The organism is Kitasatospora sp. SUK 42, from assembly GCF_015776785.2.
Lineage (GTDB): Bacteria > Actinomycetota > Actinomycetes > Streptomycetales > Streptomycetaceae > Kitasatospora.
In genome coordinates this window covers 1,508,721-1,526,688 of sequence record NZ_LFMD02000002.1, presented here as the reverse complement: position 1 = coordinate 1,526,688, position 17,968 = coordinate 1,508,721, and the positions used below count along the sequence as shown (strand labels likewise).

The window sequence follows — 17,968 nt, the reverse complement described above, 5'->3', positions numbered from 1 at the left end:
TCCGATGCCAGCTATCATCAACAGTTATGGAAATGCATCAGCTGCGCTACTTCGCCGCCGTCGCCGACGAGGGCACCTTCACCGCCGCCGCCCATCGCCTGCACGTCAGCCAGTCCGGCATCAGCACCCAGGTGGCGAAGTTGGAACGCGAGTTGGGGCAGCAGCTCCTCGACCGCTCCGGCCGCCAGGTCCGCCTCACCCCCGCGGGCGAGGCCGTGCTTCCACTGGCCAAGAACGCCCTGGCCACCCTCGACGCCATCCAGCACACCGCCGCCGAGTTCGCCGAGGCCGTCCGTGGCCGGGTCCGGCTCGGCATGATCACGGGCTGCTCGATCCCGCCCTTCCTGGACACCGTCGCCGACCTCGGCCGCACTCACCCCGGCATCGAACTCAGCCTGCACGAGGGCCACTCCGACGACCTCCAGTCGCAGGTCCTGGCCGGCTCCCTCGACCTGGCGCTGATCGGCTACGCGGGCGAGGTCGCGTCCGGCCTGGAGAGCACCGTCGTCATCGACGAGCCGATCGCCGCCGTCCTCCCCGTCGGCCACCCCCTCGACCGGGCGAAGCTCCGACTCACCGACCTCCGGGGCGAGAAGATCCTCTGCCTCTCCTCGGGCACCGGCATCCGCGCCGCCTACGAGGACTCCTGCCGCCGCCGGGGCGTCGACCCGCGCGTGGACATCGACGCGAGCTCCCCAGCCGCTCTGCTCCGCCTCGCCGAACGCGGCGCGGGCGTGGCCGTCCTCAGCGCCTCCTCCGCCGGCGCCGGTCTGCGGGCCGTCCCGCTCGCCGACGCCGCCACGCACGCCCGGCTCGGCCTCATCGCCCGCCGCGACCAGCAGTCCCCGGCCGTACGCCTGCTCCGCGCGAAGCTCCAGGCGGCACTGCGCTGAGACGCGGTCGGGAGTACGGCCGAAGCCGCGGCCGAAGCCACGGCGGGGAACGCCCGGAACGCGAACCGGCCCGGCGTGGGAGGGGCGCACGCGGCCCCTCCCACGCCGGGCCTTCAGGTCGTCAGTTGCGCACGAGGAGCCAGGCGCCCACGCCGCCGCAGTAGGAGCCGTTCCAGGTGGTGGTGTGGTAGCCGGCCGGGATGGGCTGGTAGGGGCAGACCCACAGCCCGGGCCGGGCCAGCTGCGTGAACCAGGAGCCGATCCCGCCGCAGCCGTTCAGCTGGTGGTTGGTGTTCACGTACCCGGGCCAGATCGGCGAACCGGCGCAGGTCCACTGGCCGTCCCGGGCCCGGTTCATGAGCCAGGCGTCGATGTTGGCGCAGCCCATGCCGTTGCCCTGGTGGGCGGTGATCACCCAGCCGGGCGGGATCGGCGAGGTGCCGCAGGTCCACAGGCCGTCGACGGGCAGCCGCATGTACCAGGAGTCGTAGCCGTCGCAGCCGGTGGGGTTGTGGCCGGAGAGCACGTACCCGGCCGGGATCGGCGAGGTGGCGCAGGTCCAGATCCCGTCCCGCACGGGCTGCTGGTACCACATGCCGGCCCCGTTGCAGCCGTTGTTCGTGTGCATGGTGAGCACGTAGCCCGGAGTGACGGGTGCGCCCCGACAGATCCATCCGGCTCCGGCGAGACCGGGTGCGGCGGGCCGGGCGGCGGCCCCGGACGAGGCGACGTGCCGGGCGCCGCCGTCGGCCGCGGGGGCGGCACTGGCGGTGCCGGCGGAGAGGCCGGTGAGGGCGGCCACCATCAGTGCGATGACCCTCGCGATGGAGGCGAGGCGGCTCAGGAGGCTTGTTTTCGAAGGACGTTCCTGCAGGCGGTGATGCGTTTCGTTCACTTCACATCAGTCCTATCGGGCAGGTCCATAGGGCACCGCACGACGGCCGTGTGGCGCCGGGGTTGTGGAGCAGGAGCGACCCTAGCCGGAGCCGGAACGGGTTGAATACGGCGCCATGGTCACGTCATGAACTTGGCCTGGAAACGTCCCTGACCGTCAGTCAAGCCATGACGGACACCGACGAGTTCGCCGCTGCGGTCACCTCGGATCGCGCCCGGAGGCGGCCAGCGCCCGCTCCCATGCCGAGGCGGTGTCCAGCAGTGCCACCGGGTCGGCGAAGCCCCCGTACTGGCGGAACAGTTCGGCGTTCTCCGCCACGATCTCCCCGGCCAGCAGGGCGAGTTCCTCGTCGACCTCGATCCGCCCGCCGGTCGCCCGGGCGACGTCCCAGCCGTGCAGCAGCAGCTCCAGGACCAGCATCCGGGCGATCCCCACCGCCGGGAACGGCGAACCGCCCAGGTCGACGTCCCCCTCCCAGGCCGCCGGATCCTCCCAGGCCGCGACCGCCCGCTCCAGCTGCGCCGCGTACGCCTCGCGCCAGTCGGCGTCCGCCGTGAAGTCCCGCGCGATCAGCTCCCCGGGGAGGTCGACCCGCCGTGCCCGGTGCTCCAGGCCGTGCGAGGTGTAGAGCACCCAGTGGTTGATCAGGGCGCGGGCGTCGAACTCCGCGCAGGGCGTCGGCCCGTCCAGCGGCAGGCCGGCCGGGACGGCGGCGGCGACGCCGGCCGCGACGGAGGCGGCCCGGGCCAGGAGGGGGTGCATCGGGTGGTGAGCGTTCATGCCCCGATCCTGCCGACGGCCCCGCCGCCCGGTCTTGAAGAAACGCGACGACTAGCCTGGCCCGCATGGCCTCCCCGCACCCTCCCCACCTCGGCCGCGGCGTGCTCCACCCCGCCCGGGCGGCCGAGCTGATCAGCGTGGACCGGCTCGCCCCCGCCCCCGACGTGGCGCGGTTCGTCGAGTACTACTGGCTGGTCCGCTGGGACCTGACCGGCCACGCCCCGTACGAGCAGAAGGTGCTCGCCCACCCCAACGTCCACCTGGTCTTCGAGGCCCCGCGCGCCCGGGTGTACGGGGTGGACCGCTCGGTGTTCGTCCGCCGCCTGGAGGGTGCCGGGCACGTGCTGGGCGCGCGGTTCCGCCCCGGAGCCTTCCGCCCGTTCGCCGGGCACCCGGTGGGCGACCTCGCCGACCGGTCCGTCCCCGCCGCCGAGTACTTCGGGCCCGAGGCGGACCGGCTCAACGAGGAGTTGCTCGACGGGGGACCGCTCGGCGGCGAACCGGAGGCCCGGCGCGCCGACGCCTTCCTCCGCCCCCGCCTCCCCGCGCCCGACCCGGTCGCCGAGGAGGTCGCCGCCGTGGTGGACCGGATCACCGGCTCGCCGGACCTGTGCCGGGTGGACGAGCTGGCCCGCGAACTCGGCCTGACCGTCCGCCGTCTCCAGCGCCTGTTCGCCGAGTACGTCGGCGCCTCCCCGAAGTGGGTGCTGCGCCGCGCCCGCCTCCACGAGGCCGCCGAACGGGCCCGTACGGACGGCGGGCTGGACCTGGCCGCACTCGCCGCCGAACTCGGGTACGCGGACCAGGCCCACCTCACCCGGGATTTCACGGCCGCCGTCGGTGTCTCCCCGGGCCGCTATGTCAGCGCCAACTAGCCGCGACGCCAGGGAAGTTCGGGGCTGACCGGCGCACGCGCGAACGGCTCGCCGGTCGACCGCGCGTAGGCCATCCGCTCGCGCACCTCGCCGAGCTCGACCGGACTTCCGCGGGGGCCCAGGCCCACGGCTCAGGCCCCCAGGAAGCGCTGGAGCTCGTCCAGCATGAAGTTGGCGCCAGTGTACCCGATCCCCTGGAACCAGAGCTGGTCGTCCACCGGGAACGCCCGGTGCGCCTTGACCGCCCCGAGCGCCTGCCAGCCCGGGCTCGCCAGCGTCGCGTTGGTGCCGGCCCGGCCCGGGTCGCCGTACGTGGCGTACAGCAGCAGGTCGCCGTCCGCCTTGGCGAGCTGGTCCGGTGGCACCTCGAAGTCCGACTGGTCGACGTTCTGCGCGTCCGGCCGCCCCACCTGGGCGTCGGCGAGCACCGTCCCCGGGAAGCTCTGCCGCCCGAACACCCGCATCCCGCCGCCCTCCACGAACCGCACCAGGCTCACCCGGTGCCCCGACAGCTTCGCCGCCGCCAGCGCCTGCACCACCTGCCCGGCGTGCTTCTGGTACGAGGCGACGAAGGCCGCCGCGGCCGCCACCCGGCCCAGCGCCTGGGCGTGCAGCTGGAAGTCGGACTTCCACGACGCCCCGGCGGTCTGGGTGAGCACCGTCGGCGCGAGCTCGCTCAGCTGCGGGAACCAGTCGCCGTCGCGGGTCTGGTTGGAGAGGATGAGGTCCGGCCGCAGCAGCCGTACGGCCTCCAGGTCCGGCGCGCCGGACGGGCCCACCAGGCGGATGCGCGAGGTGCGGGAGGCCGGCCAGTAGTCGGGGAAGCGGGTGTCCGCGGACGGGAGGGCGGCGCCGACCGGGGTCATGCCCAGGGTCAGCGCGGAGTCGAGCACGTCGGTGTCCAGCACGACCACCCGCATCGGCTCGCCCGGCACCACCACCGGGCCGGTCGCGGCGTTCACCGTGACCGGCGGCGCCGGGGTGGGGGAGGGGCCGAAGCCCTCCTCGGGCGGCGGCGGGGCCGGCTGCGGGGACGTGCACGCCGCGAGCGTGGCCCCGCCGAGGCCGGTGAGGAACGTACGGCGGGCGATCCGGGGCACCGGCCGGCCCGGCATCGGCGGCGGGTCCTGCGGCGACGGGTCCTGCATCGGCGGTCCTCGGGAGGCTCGGCAATGGACGAGGGCGCGTCGATTATGTCCGAAATGACACCTAAAGTGCCGTTAAGCGTCCACCGGCTCCACCGTCGCCGCCCAGGGAGCGCCCGGAACGACCAACGGCGTGCCCGTCACCGGATCCGGCACCACCACCGACTCCAGCCCGAACACCTCCCGCACCAGCTCCGCCGTCACCACCTCCCCGGGCGCGCCCTGCGCCACCACCCGGCCGTCGCGCATCGCCACCAGGTGGTCGGCGTACCGGGCGGCCTGGTTGAGGTCGTGCAGCACGGCGACGACCGTCCGGCCGCGCTCCACGTTCAGCCGGCGCACCAGGTCCAGCACCTCCACCTGGTGCGCGATGTCCAGGTAGGTCGTCGGCTCGTCCAGCAGCAGGATGTCCGTGCCCTGGGCGAGCGCCATCGCGATCCAGGCGCGCTGGCGCTGCCCGCCGGACAGCTCGTCCATGCTGCGCTCGGCCAGCTCCGCCGTCGAGGTGCGCTCCAGCGCCTCCGCGACCGCCGCCTCGTCCTCCGGCGACCACTGCTGCCACCAGCTCTGGTGCGGCTGGCGGCCACGCGACACCAGGTCCGCCACCGAGATGCCCTCCGGGGCGGTCGGCGACTGCGGCAGCAGGCCGAGCCGCTGGGCGATCCGCCTGGTCGGGATCCGGGCCAGCTCCTCGCCGTCCAGCAGCACCGAGCCCCGTACGGGCTTCAGCAGCCGGCCGAGCGCCCGCAGCAGCGTCGACTTGCCGCAGGCGTTCGGGCCGACGATCACCGTCACCCGGCCGTCGGGGATGCGGACGTCCAGGTCCTCGACGACCGTGCGCGCCTCGTAGGCCAGGGTGAGGCCCCGGGCCTCCAGACGGGGTGCGGACATCAGGAACCTCCACGGCGGGATCGGATGAGCAGCCACATCAGGTACGGCGCGCCGACCATGCCGGTCACCACGCCCACCGGCAGTTCGGTCGGGGCGAGCAGGCGCCGGGCGATCAGATCGGCGAGGACCACCACCAGGGCGCCGGTCAGCGCCGAGCACAGCAGCGGGACCTGCGCGGAACGGGCCAGCCGCAGCGCGATCTGCGGGGCCATCAGCGCCACGAAGTCCACCGGCCCGGCGGCGCCCGCGGCGCAGGAGGCCAGCACGATGCCCAGCAGCGCCATGCCCAGGCGGATCCGGTCCAGCCGCAGCCCGAGGCCGACGGCGGTCGCGTCGTCGAACGAGATCGACCGCTGGGCGCGCGCCGCCCACAGCGCCACCGGCAGGGCCGCCAGCAGCACCCAGGCCAGCCAGCCGGCCTGGTCGAAACCGGCACCGTTCAGGCTGCCGGTCATCCAGACCTTGGCGGCCTGCGCCTGGAAACCGTCGCCCTTGGTGAGGAACACGGAGGTCAGGGACGACAGGGCGACGCTGATGCCGATGCCGATCAGCACGAAGCGCTGCGCGTGCAGCCCGCGCCGCCAGGCCAGCGCGTACACCAGCAGCCCGGCCACCAGCCCGCCGCCGACCGCCGCGTACGGGGCCTCGCCGGTCGAGCCGACCACGCCGTACGCCATCAGCCCGACCACGGTCGCGGTCGCGCCCCACGTCACGCCCACCACGTCCGGGCTGGCCAGCGGATTGCGGGCCACGGTCTGGATCAGCGCCCCGGCCAGCCCGAGCGCCGCCCCGACCAGCAGCCCGACCACCACCCGTGGCAGCCGGAACTCCCCGACCACCAGCTCGTCCGGGCTCGGCTGCCCCAGCACCACCTTGACGACCTCGCCCGGCGACACGGTGGACTCGCCCAGGCAGAGGGAGGCCACCACGGTCGCCGCCAGCGCCACCAGCAGCCCGCCGGCGGCCAGCGCCGAACGCCGGTGCAGCAGGAACGACGCCCGCCCGGCCCGCACCACGGAGTACCCGCGCAGGGAAACGGAGCTCATGCGGCGACCACCTTCCGCCGCCGGACCAGCGCCACCAGCACCGGGACGCCGACCAGGGCCGTCATCACGCCGGCCGGGACCTCGGACGGCGGGAACAGCACCCGGCCGAGGGTGTCCGCGAGCAGCAGCAGGGCGGGGCCGAGGACGGCGGAGAAGGCGAGGACCCAGCGGTGGTCGGCGCCGGCGACGGCGCGGGCGGCGTGCGGGACGGCGAGGCCGATGAAGGCGATCGGGCCGGCGGCGGCGACGGCCGAGCCGGTCAGGACGGTGGCGCCGAGCGCGCCGACCGCGCGGACCAGGCCGGTCTTCGCGCCCAGGCCCTTCGCGGTGTCCTCACCGAGCGCCAGCGCGTCCAGCCCGCGGGCCACCGAGACCACCAGCACCGTCCCGACCGCGAGGAACGGCAGCAGCTGCCAGGCGACGTCCGCCGTGCGCCCGGAGAGCGAGCCGACATGCCAGAAGCGGAACTGGTCCATGGTGGCCGCGTCGGTGGTCAGCACCAGGGTGTTGAGCGAGGCGATGAACGCGGACATCGCCGAGCCGGCCAGCGCCAGCTTGATCGGGGTCGCCCCGCCCCGGCCGCGGCCGGCGAGGCCGTAGACCAGCACGGTGGCGACCACCGCGCCCGCGAAACCGAACCAGACGTACCCGGTGAGGGTGGAGATCCCGAAGCCGGAGATGGCGACCACCACGCCCGCCGCCGCACCCTGCGAGACGCCGAGGATGCCCGGGTCGGCGATCGGGTTGCGGGTCAGGCCCTGCATCACGGCCCCGGCCAGGCCGAGCGCCGCGCCGACGGCCAGCCCGACGACCGTCCGGGGCAGCCGCAGCTCGCGGATCACCACCGCGTTGGCGGAGTCGCCGCCGTGCAGCAGCGCGTCGACGGTCTCGGAGAACGGGACGGTCCGGCTGCCGACCGCCAGACTCAGCAGCACCGCGACGGCCAGTACGGCCAGCGCGGCGGCGAGCCACGGTATTCGGCCGCGCGGCGTACGGCGGGGGGTGCGCCGTGTACCGGGTGGTGCGGGTGTGTCGGTCATGGGCCCTCTCCGCAGACAACTCAGGCAAACCTAAGTTCCGCCTCCGAGCCGGGGCAAATCCCCTCGTCGTCCGCGTCGTCGCTCGGTTAGCCTGACGGCATGCCCGCGATCCCACCCGCCCCGCTCACCGTCGGCTTCGACCTCGACATGACGCTGCTGGACACCCGTCCGGGTATCCGCGCCACCTACGAGGCACTCTCCGCCGAGACCGGCACCTACATCGACTCCGACCTCGTGGTCACCCGGCTGGGCCCGCCGCTGCTGGAGGAGATCCGCAACTGGTTCCCGGAGGACGAGGCGGAGCGGGCCGTGAACCGCTACCGCGAGCTCTACCGCGACCACGCCTTCGCCCCGACCGTGGCCCTGCCCGGCGCGCACGCCGCCATCGAGGCGGTCCGCGCCCGCGGCGGCCGGGTCGCCGTGATCACCGGCAAGTACGAGCCGAACGCCCGCCTCCACCTGGAGCACGCCGGGATGGCGGCGGACGCGGTGGCCGGCGACCTGTGGGCCGAGACCAAGGGCGAGGTGCTGCGCGAGTACGGCGCGAGCATCTACGTCGGCGACCACCTCGGCGACATCCGGGGCGCCCGGCACGCGGAGGCGCTCGCCGTCGCCGTGGCCACCGGCCCGTACGGCGCGGACGAGCTGCGCGAGGCCGGGGCGGACGTGGTGCTGGCCGACCTCACCGGCTTCCCGGACTGGCTCGCCGCCCACCTCGGCGAGGCCTAGGCCCCTACCTGACCGGTCAGGACTCCACCCGGCGGCGCTGCGCCCGCGCGTTCAGGAACAGCCCGGTCAGCGCGGACAGGAAGCCGGCCGGCATCAGCATGCTCAGCCAGTACGCGGCCGTGGGCAGGGGCGTCAGGTGCAGGAACAGCGGGACGAAGGTGACCAGGGTGGCGAGCGCGCCGAGGCCGAAGACGACCGCTCCGGCCTTGACGTAGACGTCGCCGGGGTCGGTGCTCTGGCTGCTCACGTCGGTTCCTTCCGCAGGGTTGTGCTGGGGCGCTCCCAGTCTGGCAGAGCGGCCGCCGGGGCCGCCCATCGCAGCGGCCCGGTCACGTTGCGCAGTTTCCCGGGAGCTGAACGTTTTGATCCCTGCTGGGCGGGGGTATGCAGGGGGTGCCGAGGGGCGCTCACAGGTGCGTCCCGTGTCCTCAGATCCGGGGGTGTGAGCCGATGGACTGCGCCGAGCCGCGCCCCGGCCGTGCCAGTACCGGGTCACCCGGGACCGCGAGATGCGCGCGCCGCCACCGCCACGAGCGGGCCCCGGAACGCGGATCCATCGCGGAACGCGGATGAGGCATTGACGGACCGTTAGTCTGCTCCTGACAACGTGCTGACCGTGAGCGCCCGCGGGCGCGGAGCCGAGGTCGGCCGTCTTCTTTCCACCACCACCCAGTGATCCCCGGCCCGGGCCGGGATCCCTCACACCCATTCGAGGACTGTTCGAGATGCCCACCGGCCAGGTCAAGTGGTTCAACGAGACGAAGGGTTTCGGCTTCCTGTCGCGCGACGACGGTGGCGACGTCTTCGTCCACACCAAGGCGCTGCCCGCCGGTGTCACCGTGCTGAAGCCGGGCCAGCGGGTCGAGTTCGGCGTGGTCGCCGGTCACCGCGGGGACCAGGCGATGGCCGTGCAGCTGCTGGACGCACTGCCGTCGGTGGCCGCGGCCCAGCGCCGGAGCGCCGACGACATGGCGCCGATCGTCCAGGACCTGATCACCACCCTGGACGCGGTGCTGCCCGGCCTCCAGCGCGGCCGCTACCCGGCCAAGCCGACCGGCCAGAAGCTGGCCGGCCTGCTGCGCGCGGTGGCCGACCAGTTCGACGTCTGACGGCCGGCCGGGCGGGAGCCGTCGGACGGCCTCAGACGAACGCGAGCGCACCCGGGTCGAGCGGGGGCACCAGCCCCTCCGCGGCGGCCCGGGTGAGCAGCGCGCGGACGGCCTCGTAGCCCTCCTCGCCGAGGTCGGCGGTGAACTCGTTCACGTACAGCCCGATGTGCTGGTCGGCGACCGCCGGGTCCATCTCCTGGGCGTGCGCCAGCACGTACTCACGGCTGGCCGCCGGGTCCGCCCAGGCCTGCCGGACGGAGTCGCGGATCGTCCCGGCGAGCTCGCGCAGCCGCTCGGCGCCCAGTGAGCGCCGGGCGACGATCGCGCCGAGCGGGATCGGCAGGCCGGTCTCCCGCTCCCAGGCCTCGCCCATGTCGGCCAGGCTGTGCAGGCCGTACTGCTGGTAGGTGAAGCGGGCCTCGTGGATCACCAGGCCGGCGTCCACCCGGCCGTCCCGGACGGCGGGCATGATCTCGTGGAACGGCAGGACGACGATCTCGCCGAAGCCGCCCGGTACCGCCTTTGCGGCCCAGAGCCGGAACAGCAGGTAGGCGGTGGAACGCTCGGACGGCACCGCGACGGTCTTCCCGGCGAGGTCCGCGGCGGAGCCCACGCCCGGCCGGGTGAGCACCAGCGGGCCGCAGCCGCGCCCGAGCGCCCCGCCGCAGGGCAGCAGCGCGTACTCCTCCAGGACCCAGGGCAGCGCGCCGTAGCTGATCTTCAGCACGTCCAGCTCGCCGCGCTCGGCCAGGCCGTTGGTGATGTCGATGTCGGCGAAGGTCACCTCGGGGGCGTCCGCCCCGGTCACCCGGCCGTGTGCCCAGGCGTGGAAGACGAAGGTGTCGTTCGGGCAGGGCGAGTACGCGATGCTCAGCCGTTCAGCCACGGCCGGCCTCCTCGATCAGTTCGTGGACGGGCAGCGCGGCGAAGGCCCGCTCCAGGGCGGCCAGCGCCTCGCCGATCCGCCAGGCGGCCCGGTCGCGCGGGCCCACCGGGTTGGACACGGTGCGCAGCTCGAAGGCCGGAACGCCGTGACGGGCGGCGGCCTCGGCCACGCCGAAGCCCTCCATCGCCTCGGCCGCGGCACCCGGGTGGCGGGCGGCCAGCGCGGCGGCCCGCTCCGCGCTGCCGGTGACGGTGGAGACGGTCAGCACCGGGCCGGTCACGGCCCCCAGGGCCTCGGCGGCCAGGGCCACGGCGGCCGGGGGAGGGGTGTGCCGGGTGGTGCCGAAGCCCAGCTCGGTGACGTCGGCGAAGCCCTCGGGGGTCTCGGCGCCGAGGTCGGCGGCCACGATCGCGTCGGCCACCACGGTGGCGCCGACCGGGGCGAGCGGGGCGAAGCCGCCGGCGATCCCGGCCGAGGTGACCAGGCCGTACGGGTGCGCCGCGAGCGCGGCCGAGGCGGCCGCCGCGGCCGCGGCCGGGCCGACCCCGGCGGCCAGCACGTCCACGGGCGCGCCCGCCGACCGGTGCAGCGTGCCGCCCGGCAGCGGCAGGTCGTCCGCCCCGCCCGGCAGGCCGCGCAGCACGGCCTCGGCCTCGGCGGGCACCGCGACGACGACGAGCAGCCGGGCCCGCTCGGGGCCCGGCCGCTCGGGATGCGCGTCGGCGACGTGCGCGGTCATCGCGGGACCGTCAGCCGTTGTCCTTGGAGTTCAGCTGGAAGTACCAGACGGCGATCGGGTTGTCCGAGTTCTGGTCGGCCTCGACCACGGTGACCAGCGTCTTGCCGCTGGCGTTCAGCAGCTTGGTGGCCGACTGGGCGCCCGACCAGGTCGTGCCCTTGGCGTACGAGAACAGGCTGTAGCGGCCGCCCTGGCCGGTCGAGCCGCCGTTGGTGAACGCCCACCAGCCGGTGTCGGCCACGTTCGGGCTGACGCCGACGCCGACCCGGTCGCTCGCGACCACGGGAGAGCTCGGGAGGGTGCCGTCCTTCAGGGCCTGGGTGGCCTTGTCCTGGCACTCCTGCTGCAGGTCCTCGGTGATCGGGCTGCCGCCGTTCCAGCACAGCGGGTCCGCGACGAACGAGGAGTTGCCGACCTTCAGGGTGGCCCGGTGCGAGATGTGCTCGGTCTGGCCGGCAGCGATCGCCACGGAGGTGCCCACCGTGGCGGCGCCGACCACGACGACGGCGCCGAGGGCGGCGATGACACGGGAATTGAGGCTCATACGTCAGAATCTACCGGGCCCGGCCGATCACGCTACGCGGGGGTGGGGCACCGCGTGTTGCCGCACCTCCTGCGCACGCCCCGCCGCACGCCTCGCCGTGCGCTCGCCGGGCGCTCGCCGGGCGCCGGAATCAGGCCACCCGGGGCGCGGCCGGGTGCCGCCGCAGGCCCAGCCGCAGCAGCGAACGGGCCGTCCACAGCAGCATCACACCGACCACCCCGGCGGCGATCGACAGGCCCAGCACCCCGTTCAACGGCAGCAGGATGCCGACCCCGCCGCCCGCCACCCAGGACAGCTGCATCAGCGTCTCCGACCGGGCGAACGCCGAGGTCCGCACCGCCTCCGGGACGTCCCGCTGGATCAGCGCGTCCTGCGCCAGCTTGCCCAGCGAGGCCGCCATCCCGGCCACCCCCGCGACCAGAACCACCGTCAGCACCCCGTACCAGAGCGCGGCCGCCGCCGTCACGAGCGTCGCCAGCAGCAGCATCACCGTGACCGTCGCCTCCTGGCCGCGGGTGCGCAGCCAGGAGCCCAGCACCGAGCCCAGCGCGTTGCCTGTCCCCGCCGCCAGCGCCACCACGCCCAGTGCCACCGTCGGCCGCAGACCGCCGATCGGCTCGCTGCGCAGCAGGAAGGCCAGGAAGAACACCAGGAAGCCGACCAGCCACTTCATCGCCGCCATCGCCCGCAGCGCCAGCACCACCGACGGGCCGACCGTGCGCAGCGAGGCCTTCACGGGCGGGGCCTTGTGCTGGATCAGGTGCGAGCCCTCGCCGTGCACCTCGGCGTGCAGGACGGCCCGCTGCTCGCCCTTCGCCGAGTCGACCTCGTGCGGCAGGTGGAAGGCCAGCAGGGTGCCGATCACGAACACCAGGAAGGCGCCGCGCAGCGGCCAGCCCGGCCCGATCAGGTGCAGCAGCCCGCCCACCCCGGCCGCCACGCCGGTGGCCAGCAGCCCGGCCAGGGTGACCCGGGAGTTCGCCTTCACCAGGGACAGCCGGCTCGGCAGCAGCCGGGGCACCACGACGCTGCGCACCACCCCGTACGCCTTGGACGCCACCAGCACGCCCAGCGCCTCCGGGTAGAGCGCCAGGCCGCCGCCGGAGATCACCCCGGCCATCGTCCAGGCCAGCACCGCCCGGGCCAGCATCGACGTCGCCATGGCCGCGCGGCGGCCGTGCGGCAGCCGGTCCAGCAGCGGGCCGACCACCGGGGCCAGCAGGGCGAACGGGGCCATCGTGATCAGCAGGTACAGCGCGACCCGGCCGCGGGCCTCGCCGGTGGGCACCGAGAAGAAGATGGTGGAGGCCAGCGCGACGGTGATCAGCATGTCGCCGAAGGAGTTCAGCGCGTGCAGTTCGATCAGCTTGGCGAGGCCCGACTCGCCCGCGCCCTCGGCGGAGGTGGCCCGGCGGATCCGGCGGCCGGTGCCGTGCACCACCTTGCCGGTGCGGACGCCGGCGGCGGAGGCGGTGCGCACCAGGAGGTTGCGGTGGGGCTCGGGGACTTCCTCCGGGAACCCGTCCGCGAGCTCCTCGGGCAGGTCCTCGGGCAGGTCGGGCTCCGCCAGGCCCACGCGGGCGGCGGACGCCTCGGGACCGTCCGCCGACTGCGGTTCGCCCGCAGCGGGGACGGGGGGCTGCGGTCGCGGCACGGCGTCCGGCTCGTCGGGGCCACCGACCCGGGGGACGCGCAGTGCGTGCTGCGACGGGTTCTCGTCCGCCACATGCCCATCCTGCCCCAGATTCGCCGCGCCGACGCGGGATTCTGCTCCGGTCGGCGCGGCCCCCGGAACGATCCGCTCCGCCCCGGACTGTGCCGGGGCGTCGACCGGCGGGTAGCCTGCCCAAGGTCCGCCCGCCGGGGCACCGGGGCGCCGGAGGCCGGATGAGCGGCGCGGTCGGTACCCGAGGCGGTCCCGGGTCGCGCAGAATGGACGAGGGACCACCGAGCCGCGACGGAATGGGCAACACGCCGTGGGCGACAGAAGAACTGGGAGAGAATCGACGCCGTGAGTGCTGCGATGCGAAGCCGTACCCCCGACCGGCTCTGTGCCGAGGCCGTCGAACTCGCCCGCCAGGCCGCCGAGGAGGCCGTGGGGCCGGAGGCGGTCGGGCCGCACCTGGGTGTGCAGGCGGACGCCGACCGGGTCGTCACCCACAGCTTCGAGTGCCTGGACGCCGCGTACCGCGGCTGGCACTGGGCCGTCACCGTCGCCCGAGCGCCGCGCGCCAAGAACGTCACCCTGGACGAGGTCGTGCTGCTGCCCGGCCCGGACGCCGTTCTGGCCCCCCAGTGGGTGCCGTGGAGCGAGCGGCTGCGCCCCGGTGACATGGGCCCCGGCGACCTGCTGCCCACCGGAGCCGACGACCTGCGGCTGGAGCCCGGCTGGAGCGGCGAGGACGAGCCCGCGCCGAACTCCCCGGTCGCCCTCGCGGCCGAGGAGGACGTGGTCGTCACCGACCCGCACGTCCAGCCCGCCCCGGCGCGCGCCCAGATCAACGCCGTCGCCGAGGAACTCGGCATGGGCCGCAGCCGGGTGCTGTCCCGGCTCGGCCTGCACCTGGCCGCCGACCGCTGGGAGAAGGCCCACGGCCCGCAGACCGCGATGGCCCAGGCCGCGCCGGCCGCGTGCGGCAGCTGCGGCTTCCTGATCCCGATCGGCGGCTCGCTCGGGCAGGCCTTCGGCGTGTGCGGCAACGAGTTCGGCCCGGCCGACGGGCAGATCGTCTCCTTCGCGTACGGCTGCGGCGGGCACTCCGAGGCGGCCGTCATCCCCGCCCCGCCGGCGCCGTCCGAGCTGATCCTGGACGAGCTGGTGGTCGAGCCGATGCAGCTCCACCCGGACCGCACCTCCGGTTCCGTCGAGCCGGACGCCCCGGCCGAGGAGCTCGGGCACTCCTGAACCCGCTGTTCGACGGCCCGCACCGGTGACCGACCGGGGCGGGCCGTCGGCGTTCCACCAGGCTCTGACGAAGGGTCCGTCGACCGGGGCGCGAGGTCCGTGGTCGGGAGCAGTCGGTGGGGCAGGGAAGAATGCCCCTACGACGTACAGGCGGCGGAAGGCGGCAGGTCCAGTGGAACCTCGGATCATCGGCAGCGGCACGGACGAGCACCTCGCGGACCCGTTCGGGTGCGCCGCGCTGCGCCGGCGGGTGCTGGACGCCTGGGCCGCCTCGCCGGCCAGGTTCCGGGAGGACGCCAACGCCGAGGAGGAGCTCGCGCTCGGCGGCTACCGCGACCGCCTGGTGGTCGAGTTGGCGCAGAACGCGGCCGACGCCGCCGTCCGGGCCGGGCACGGCCCCGGCCGGCTGCGGCTCACCCTCGCCGACGGCGTGCTGGCCGCCGCCAACACCGGCGCCCCGCTGGACGCGGTCGCCGTCGAGTCGCTGTCCACCCTGCGCGCCTCCTCCAAGCGCGGCGAGGCGCCCGCCGTCGGCCGGTTCGGCGTCGGCTTCGCGGCCGTGCTCGCCGTCACCGACGAGCCGGCCGTGCTCGGCGCCGCCGGCGGGGTGCGCTGGTCCCTCGGCGAGGCCCGCGCGCTCGCCGAGGCGCAGCCCGAGCTGACCGAGGAGCTGCGCCGCCGGGACGGCCACGTGCCGCTGCTGCGGTTGCCGTTCGCGGCCGAGGGCCCCGCCCCCGCGGGCTACGACACGGTCGTGGTGCTGCCGCTGCGGGACGCCGCCGCCGAGGACCTGACCCGCCGACTGCTGGCCGGGATCGACGACGCGCTGCTGCTCACCCTGCCGGGCCTGGCGGAGGTCGTGGTGGAGACCCCGGAGGGCACCCGGACGCTCACCCGCAGCGCCGCCGAGCCGCGCCCGGACGGCGTCACCGAAGTCACCGTCACCGACGACGCGGGCGGCCTGCCGCGGCGGACGGTCTGGCAGACCGCCGGCGCCTCCGGAAGCCTCGCCGCCGACCTGCTCGCCGACCGGCCCACCGAGGAGCGCACCCGCCCGTACTGGACGGTGACCTGGGCCGTGCCGGTCGCCGAGGACGGCGTCCCGCAGCGGCCGGACATCGCGCCGGTGCTGCACGCGCCCACCCCCAGCGACGAGCCGATCGGGCTGCCCGCCCTGCTGATCGCCTCCTACCCGCTGGACTCCACCCGCCGGCACATCGCCCCCGGCCCGCTCGCCGACTTCCTCACCGAGCGCGCCGCCGACAGCTACGCCGAGCTGCTGCGCGCCCGCGGCGCCGACCTCGGCTCGCTCGGCCTCGTCCCCGGCCCGCTCGGGCAGGGCGCGCTGGACAACGCGCTGCGCGCGGCGGTCCTCTCCCGGCTGCCCGGCACGCCGTTCCTGCCGCACCCGGCGCCGGTCGAGGAGGGCACGCCCGCGCTGCGGCCCCGGGACGCGACGCTGCTGGAGGGCGCGGACGGCTCGGTGGTGCAGGCGCTCGCGCCGATCTTCCCGGGGCTGCTGCCGGCCGGCCTGGAGCGCCGCACCGAGCTGCGGGTGCTGAACGTGCGCCGGGTGCCGCTGGCCGAGGTGGTGGACCAGCTCGGCGGCCTGGACCGCGAGCCCGTCTGGTGGCGCAACCTGTACGCGGCGCTCGGCGCGGCCGACCCGGAGGCGCTCGGCGCGCTGCCCGTACCGCTCGCGGACGGGCGGACCGTCACCGGGCCCCGGCGGGTGCTGCTGCCCTCCGAGGACGCCGACTGGGAGGCCTTCCCCGGCTACCCCGAGACGCTGGCCGGGGCGCTCGCCGCGCTGGACCTGCGCCTGGCCCACCCCGAGGCGGCGCACCCGCTGCTGGCCAAGCTCGGCGCCGGGACGGCCACTCCGGCCGGGGTGCTGGACACCCCGGAGGTGCGCGCCGCCGTCGACCGCTCCTACGAGCTGGCCGACGACGACCTGGACGCCGCGCTCGAACTCGCCGACGCCGTCCTGGCGCTGGTGAAGGCGGCCGGCCCGTCGGCCGGCGAGCACCCCTGGCTGGCCCGGCTGGCACTGCTCGACGACGAGGGCGAGCCCGCCCGCGCCGGCGAACTCGTGCTGCCCGGGAGCCCGTTCGCGGGGCTGGCGCGCGAGGAGGACGCCGGCTGGGTGGACGACGAGCTGCTGGAGCGCTGGGGCCCGGAGGTGCTCGCGGCCGTCGGCGTGCTGGCCGACTTCGTGCTGGTGCGGGCCGAGGACGTGGTGCTGGACCCGGACGACCTGGAGCGGCTCGACCCGACCGCCCCCGCCGACCGCGCGGCCGGCGGCCACCCCACCGGGCTGCTGGACGAGGCGCCCGACGGGCTCGCCGACTGGGCCGAGGACGCCCTGGAGGCGCTCCAGGCCGACGAGGCGGTGGGCGTCCCACCGGTGGCCGCCGAGCTGCTGGCCGTCCGCGACCTCGACCTGGTCGACGACGACGCCTGGCCCGAGGCGCTCGCCGCGCTGGCCCGCCCGCCGTACCGGGACGCCGTGGTCAACCCGGTGCGCACCCTGTTGCCGGACGGCTCCTACGCCGACCTGCCGCCGTACACCGCCTGGTGGCTGCGCGACCACCCCGTGCTGGCGGGCCGCGAGCCGGCCGGGCTGCGCGCCGCCGGGGCCGACCCGCTGCTGCGCGGCCTGTACGACGAGGCCCGCACCACCCTGGACGAGCAGTTCCTGCACGCGCTCGGGGTGCGCACCACGCTGGCCGCGCTGCTCGCCGAACCGCACGGCCCGGACGAGCTGCTGGACCGGCTGACCGACCCGGAGGCCGAGGTCGGGCACCGCCAGCTGCACGGCATCCACAGCGCGCTGGCCCGGGTGGACGCCGAGCGGATCGAGCCGCTGGACGTGGTGCGGGCGCTGCCGCCGCTGGACCCGGCCACCGGGCGCCGCCCGGCCCACACGGTGGTGGTGGACGCCACCGAGGCGGTCGTCGCCGACGCCCCGGACCTCGTCCAGCTCCTGCACCCGTACCCGTTGCTGCCGGTCGCCCCGGCGCTGGCCGCCGACCTCGCCGAGCGGCTGCACGTGTCGCTGGCCAGCGAGGTGGCGGGCGGCCGGGTGCTGTCCGAGGGCGTGCTGCACCGGGTCCCGGCCGTGGTGCGGGAGCTGCTGCCCGGCTGCCCGGTCGCGTACGAGGAGCACGAGGAGCTGCTGGTGGTCGGCCCGGACGGGGCCGAGGCCGCGGTGGACTGGCGGTGGGACCCGGAGTCGGACGCGCCGGAGCCGCCGTACGACCCCGAGCTGGCCGAGGCGGCCGAGGAGGACGACGAGTTCGAGGTCCCGCCGGTGCCCGGGCTGCTGCACGCGGCCACTCCGGAGGGCCTGGCGGCCGGGCTCGCCTGGTCGGTCGGGCAGTGGCACCGGCGCTTCGAGGTGCTGGCCGCGCTCAGCGAGCCGGAGCGGGCGTACGAGCTGTCGGCGGCCCGGGACTTCGAGGGCTGAGCGGGCTGAGCGGTTGAGCGTC

17 protein-coding genes are annotated in these 17,968 nt (G+C 75.5%); 6 read left to right on the top strand and 11 right to left on the bottom strand.

Translation table 11 applies throughout. The features are described from left to right. The first annotated feature begins 26 nt into the window (after positions 1 to 26). Positions 27 to 893, top strand: a complete 867-nt coding sequence (locus tag RZ50_RS06475) for a LysR family transcriptional regulator (RefSeq protein WP_196947412.1) — start codon at positions 27 to 29, stop codon at positions 891 to 893. A gap of 121 nt (positions 894 to 1,014) precedes the next feature. Here the strand turns inward: RZ50_RS06475 and RZ50_RS06470 are convergent, their stop codons facing one another. After that, positions 1,015 to 1,698 (bottom strand): hypothetical protein, encoded by a 684-nt coding sequence (locus RZ50_RS06470; protein WP_196947413.1) that lies wholly within the window; start codon positions 1,696 to 1,698, stop codon positions 1,015 to 1,017. Positions 1,699 to 1,986: 288 nt separating this feature from the next. Then, positions 1,987 to 2,568, bottom strand: coding sequence for a TIGR03086 family metal-binding protein (locus tag RZ50_RS06465; protein WP_196947414.1), 582 nt, complete (start codon positions 2,566 to 2,568; stop codon positions 1,987 to 1,989). A gap of 65 nt (positions 2,569 to 2,633) precedes the next feature. Here RZ50_RS06465 and RZ50_RS06460 point away from each other — a divergent pair, with 65 nt between their 5' ends. Beyond that, on the top strand, positions 2,634 to 3,443 hold the full coding sequence (locus RZ50_RS06460; protein WP_196947415.1) for an AraC family transcriptional regulator: 810 nt from the start codon (positions 2,634 to 2,636) through the stop codon (positions 3,441 to 3,443). 131 nt (positions 3,444 to 3,574) lie between these two features. Here RZ50_RS06460 and RZ50_RS06455 read toward each other — a convergent pair whose 3' ends face one another. From RZ50_RS06455 to RZ50_RS06440, 4 genes are all read right to left on the bottom strand, one after another. After that, positions 3,575 to 4,591, bottom strand: coding sequence for an iron-siderophore ABC transporter substrate-binding protein (locus RZ50_RS06455; protein WP_196947416.1), 1,017 nt, complete (start codon positions 4,589 to 4,591; stop codon positions 3,575 to 3,577). Between the two features lie 72 nt (positions 4,592 to 4,663). Next, positions 4,664 to 5,479 (bottom strand): ABC transporter ATP-binding protein, encoded by an 816-nt coding sequence (locus tag RZ50_RS06450; protein ID WP_196947417.1) that lies wholly within the window; start codon positions 5,477 to 5,479, stop codon positions 4,664 to 4,666. Continuing rightward, the gene (locus RZ50_RS06445; protein ID WP_196947418.1) at positions 5,479 to 6,525 is read right to left on the bottom strand and encodes an iron chelate uptake ABC transporter family permease subunit; all 1,047 of its coding nucleotides are present in this window, start codon (positions 6,523 to 6,525) and stop codon (positions 5,479 to 5,481) included. The genes RZ50_RS06450 and RZ50_RS06445 overlap by 1 nt, the downstream gene beginning before the upstream one ends. After that, positions 6,522 to 7,565 carry an iron ABC transporter permease gene (locus RZ50_RS06440; RefSeq protein WP_196947419.1) on the bottom strand — a complete coding sequence of 348 codons (1,044 nt, stop codon included), beginning with the start codon at positions 7,563 to 7,565 and terminating at the stop codon, positions 6,522 to 6,524. Before RZ50_RS06440 ends, RZ50_RS06445 begins: the two co-directional genes overlap by 4 nt. A gap of 99 nt (positions 7,566 to 7,664) precedes the next feature. Between RZ50_RS06440 and RZ50_RS06435 the strand changes: the two genes are divergently transcribed. Further along, positions 7,665 to 8,294, top strand: coding sequence for an HAD family hydrolase (locus tag RZ50_RS06435; RefSeq protein WP_196947420.1), 630 nt, complete (start codon positions 7,665 to 7,667; stop codon positions 8,292 to 8,294). A gap of 16 nt (positions 8,295 to 8,310) precedes the next feature. Here the strand turns inward: RZ50_RS06435 and RZ50_RS06430 are convergent, their stop codons facing one another. Beyond that, positions 8,311 to 8,541, bottom strand: a complete 231-nt coding sequence (locus RZ50_RS06430; protein ID WP_196947421.1) for a hypothetical protein — start codon at positions 8,539 to 8,541, stop codon at positions 8,311 to 8,313. Positions 8,542 to 9,019: 478 nt separating this feature from the next. Between RZ50_RS06430 and RZ50_RS29835 the strand changes: the two genes are divergently transcribed. Continuing rightward, the gene (locus tag RZ50_RS29835) at positions 9,020 to 9,403 is read left to right on the top strand and encodes a cold-shock protein (protein ID WP_030289703.1); all 384 of its coding nucleotides are present in this window, start codon (positions 9,020 to 9,022) and stop codon (positions 9,401 to 9,403) included. 31 nt (positions 9,404 to 9,434) lie between these two features. On the opposite strand, the gene RZ50_RS06420 is transcribed toward RZ50_RS29835, so the two are convergent. From RZ50_RS06420 to RZ50_RS06405, 4 genes are all read right to left on the bottom strand, one after another. Then, a complete protein-coding gene (locus tag RZ50_RS06420) occupies positions 9,435 to 10,289 on the bottom strand; it encodes a 1,4-dihydroxy-6-naphthoate synthase (RefSeq protein WP_196947422.1) in 855 nt (284 codons plus the stop codon). Continuing rightward, on the bottom strand, positions 10,282 to 11,028 hold the full coding sequence (locus RZ50_RS06415; RefSeq protein WP_217680282.1) for a futalosine hydrolase: 747 nt from the start codon (positions 11,026 to 11,028) through the stop codon (positions 10,282 to 10,284). Before RZ50_RS06415 ends, RZ50_RS06420 begins: the two co-directional genes overlap by 8 nt. Before the next feature lie 10 nt (positions 11,029 to 11,038). After that, positions 11,039 to 11,572, bottom strand: coding sequence for a hypothetical protein (locus RZ50_RS06410; protein WP_196948210.1), 534 nt, complete (start codon positions 11,570 to 11,572; stop codon positions 11,039 to 11,041). Between the two features lie 130 nt (positions 11,573 to 11,702). Next, on the bottom strand, positions 11,703 to 13,052 hold the full coding sequence (locus RZ50_RS06405; protein ID WP_374199900.1) for an MFS transporter: 1,350 nt from the start codon (positions 13,050 to 13,052) through the stop codon (positions 11,703 to 11,705). Positions 13,053 to 13,595: 543 nt separating this feature from the next. Between RZ50_RS06405 and RZ50_RS06400 the strand changes: the two genes are divergently transcribed. Together RZ50_RS06400 and RZ50_RS06395 are read left to right on the top strand one after the other, a co-directional pair. Then, complete coding sequence (locus tag RZ50_RS06400) at positions 13,596 to 14,477, top strand: DUF3027 domain-containing protein (protein ID WP_196948211.1); 882 nt, start codon at positions 13,596 to 13,598, stop codon at positions 14,475 to 14,477. Positions 14,478 to 14,649: 172 nt separating this feature from the next. Continuing rightward, positions 14,650 to 17,946 carry a sacsin N-terminal ATP-binding-like domain-containing protein gene (locus tag RZ50_RS06395; protein WP_308271504.1) on the top strand — a complete coding sequence of 1,099 codons (3,297 nt, stop codon included), beginning with the start codon at positions 14,650 to 14,652 and terminating at the stop codon, positions 17,944 to 17,946. Positions 17,947 to 17,968: the final 22 nt, after the last annotated feature.

Bases quoted from the DNA above. Each gene is read 5' to 3' on its own strand.
- RZ50_RS06475 (WP_196947412.1), top strand. From the start codon at position 27: ATGGAAATGCATCAGCTGCGCTACTTCGCCGCCGTCGCCGACGAGGGC.
- RZ50_RS06470 (WP_196947413.1), bottom strand. From the start codon at position 1,698: ATGGTGGCCGCCCTCACCGGCCTCTCCGCCGGCACCGCCAGTGCCGCC.
- RZ50_RS06465 (WP_196947414.1), bottom strand. From the start codon at position 2,568: ATGAACGCTCACCACCCGATGCACCCCCTCCTGGCCCGGGCCGCCTCC.
- RZ50_RS06460 (WP_196947415.1), top strand. From the start codon at position 2,634: ATGGCCTCCCCGCACCCTCCCCACCTCGGCCGCGGCGTGCTCCACCCC.
- RZ50_RS06455 (WP_196947416.1), bottom strand. From the start codon at position 4,591: ATGCAGGACCCGTCGCCGCAGGACCCGCCGCCGATGCCGGGCCGGCCG.
- RZ50_RS06450 (WP_196947417.1), bottom strand. From the start codon at position 5,479: ATGTCCGCACCCCGTCTGGAGGCCCGGGGCCTCACCCTGGCCTACGAG.
- RZ50_RS06445 (WP_196947418.1), bottom strand. From the start codon at position 6,525: ATGAGCTCCGTTTCCCTGCGCGGGTACTCCGTGGTGCGGGCCGGGCGG.
- RZ50_RS06440 (WP_196947419.1), bottom strand. From the start codon at position 7,565: ATGACCGACACACCCGCACCACCCGGTACACGGCGCACCCCCCGCCGT.
- RZ50_RS06435 (WP_196947420.1), top strand. From the start codon at position 7,665: ATGCCCGCGATCCCACCCGCCCCGCTCACCGTCGGCTTCGACCTCGAC.
- RZ50_RS29835 (WP_030289703.1), top strand. From the start codon at position 9,020: ATGCCCACCGGCCAGGTCAAGTGGTTCAACGAGACGAAGGGTTTCGGC.
- RZ50_RS06415 (WP_217680282.1), bottom strand. From the start codon at position 11,028: ATGACCGCGCACGTCGCCGACGCGCATCCCGAGCGGCCGGGCCCCGAG.
- RZ50_RS06410 (WP_196948210.1), bottom strand. From the start codon at position 11,572: ATGAGCCTCAATTCCCGTGTCATCGCCGCCCTCGGCGCCGTCGTCGTG.
- RZ50_RS06400 (WP_196948211.1), top strand. From the start codon at position 13,596: ATGCGAAGCCGTACCCCCGACCGGCTCTGTGCCGAGGCCGTCGAACTC.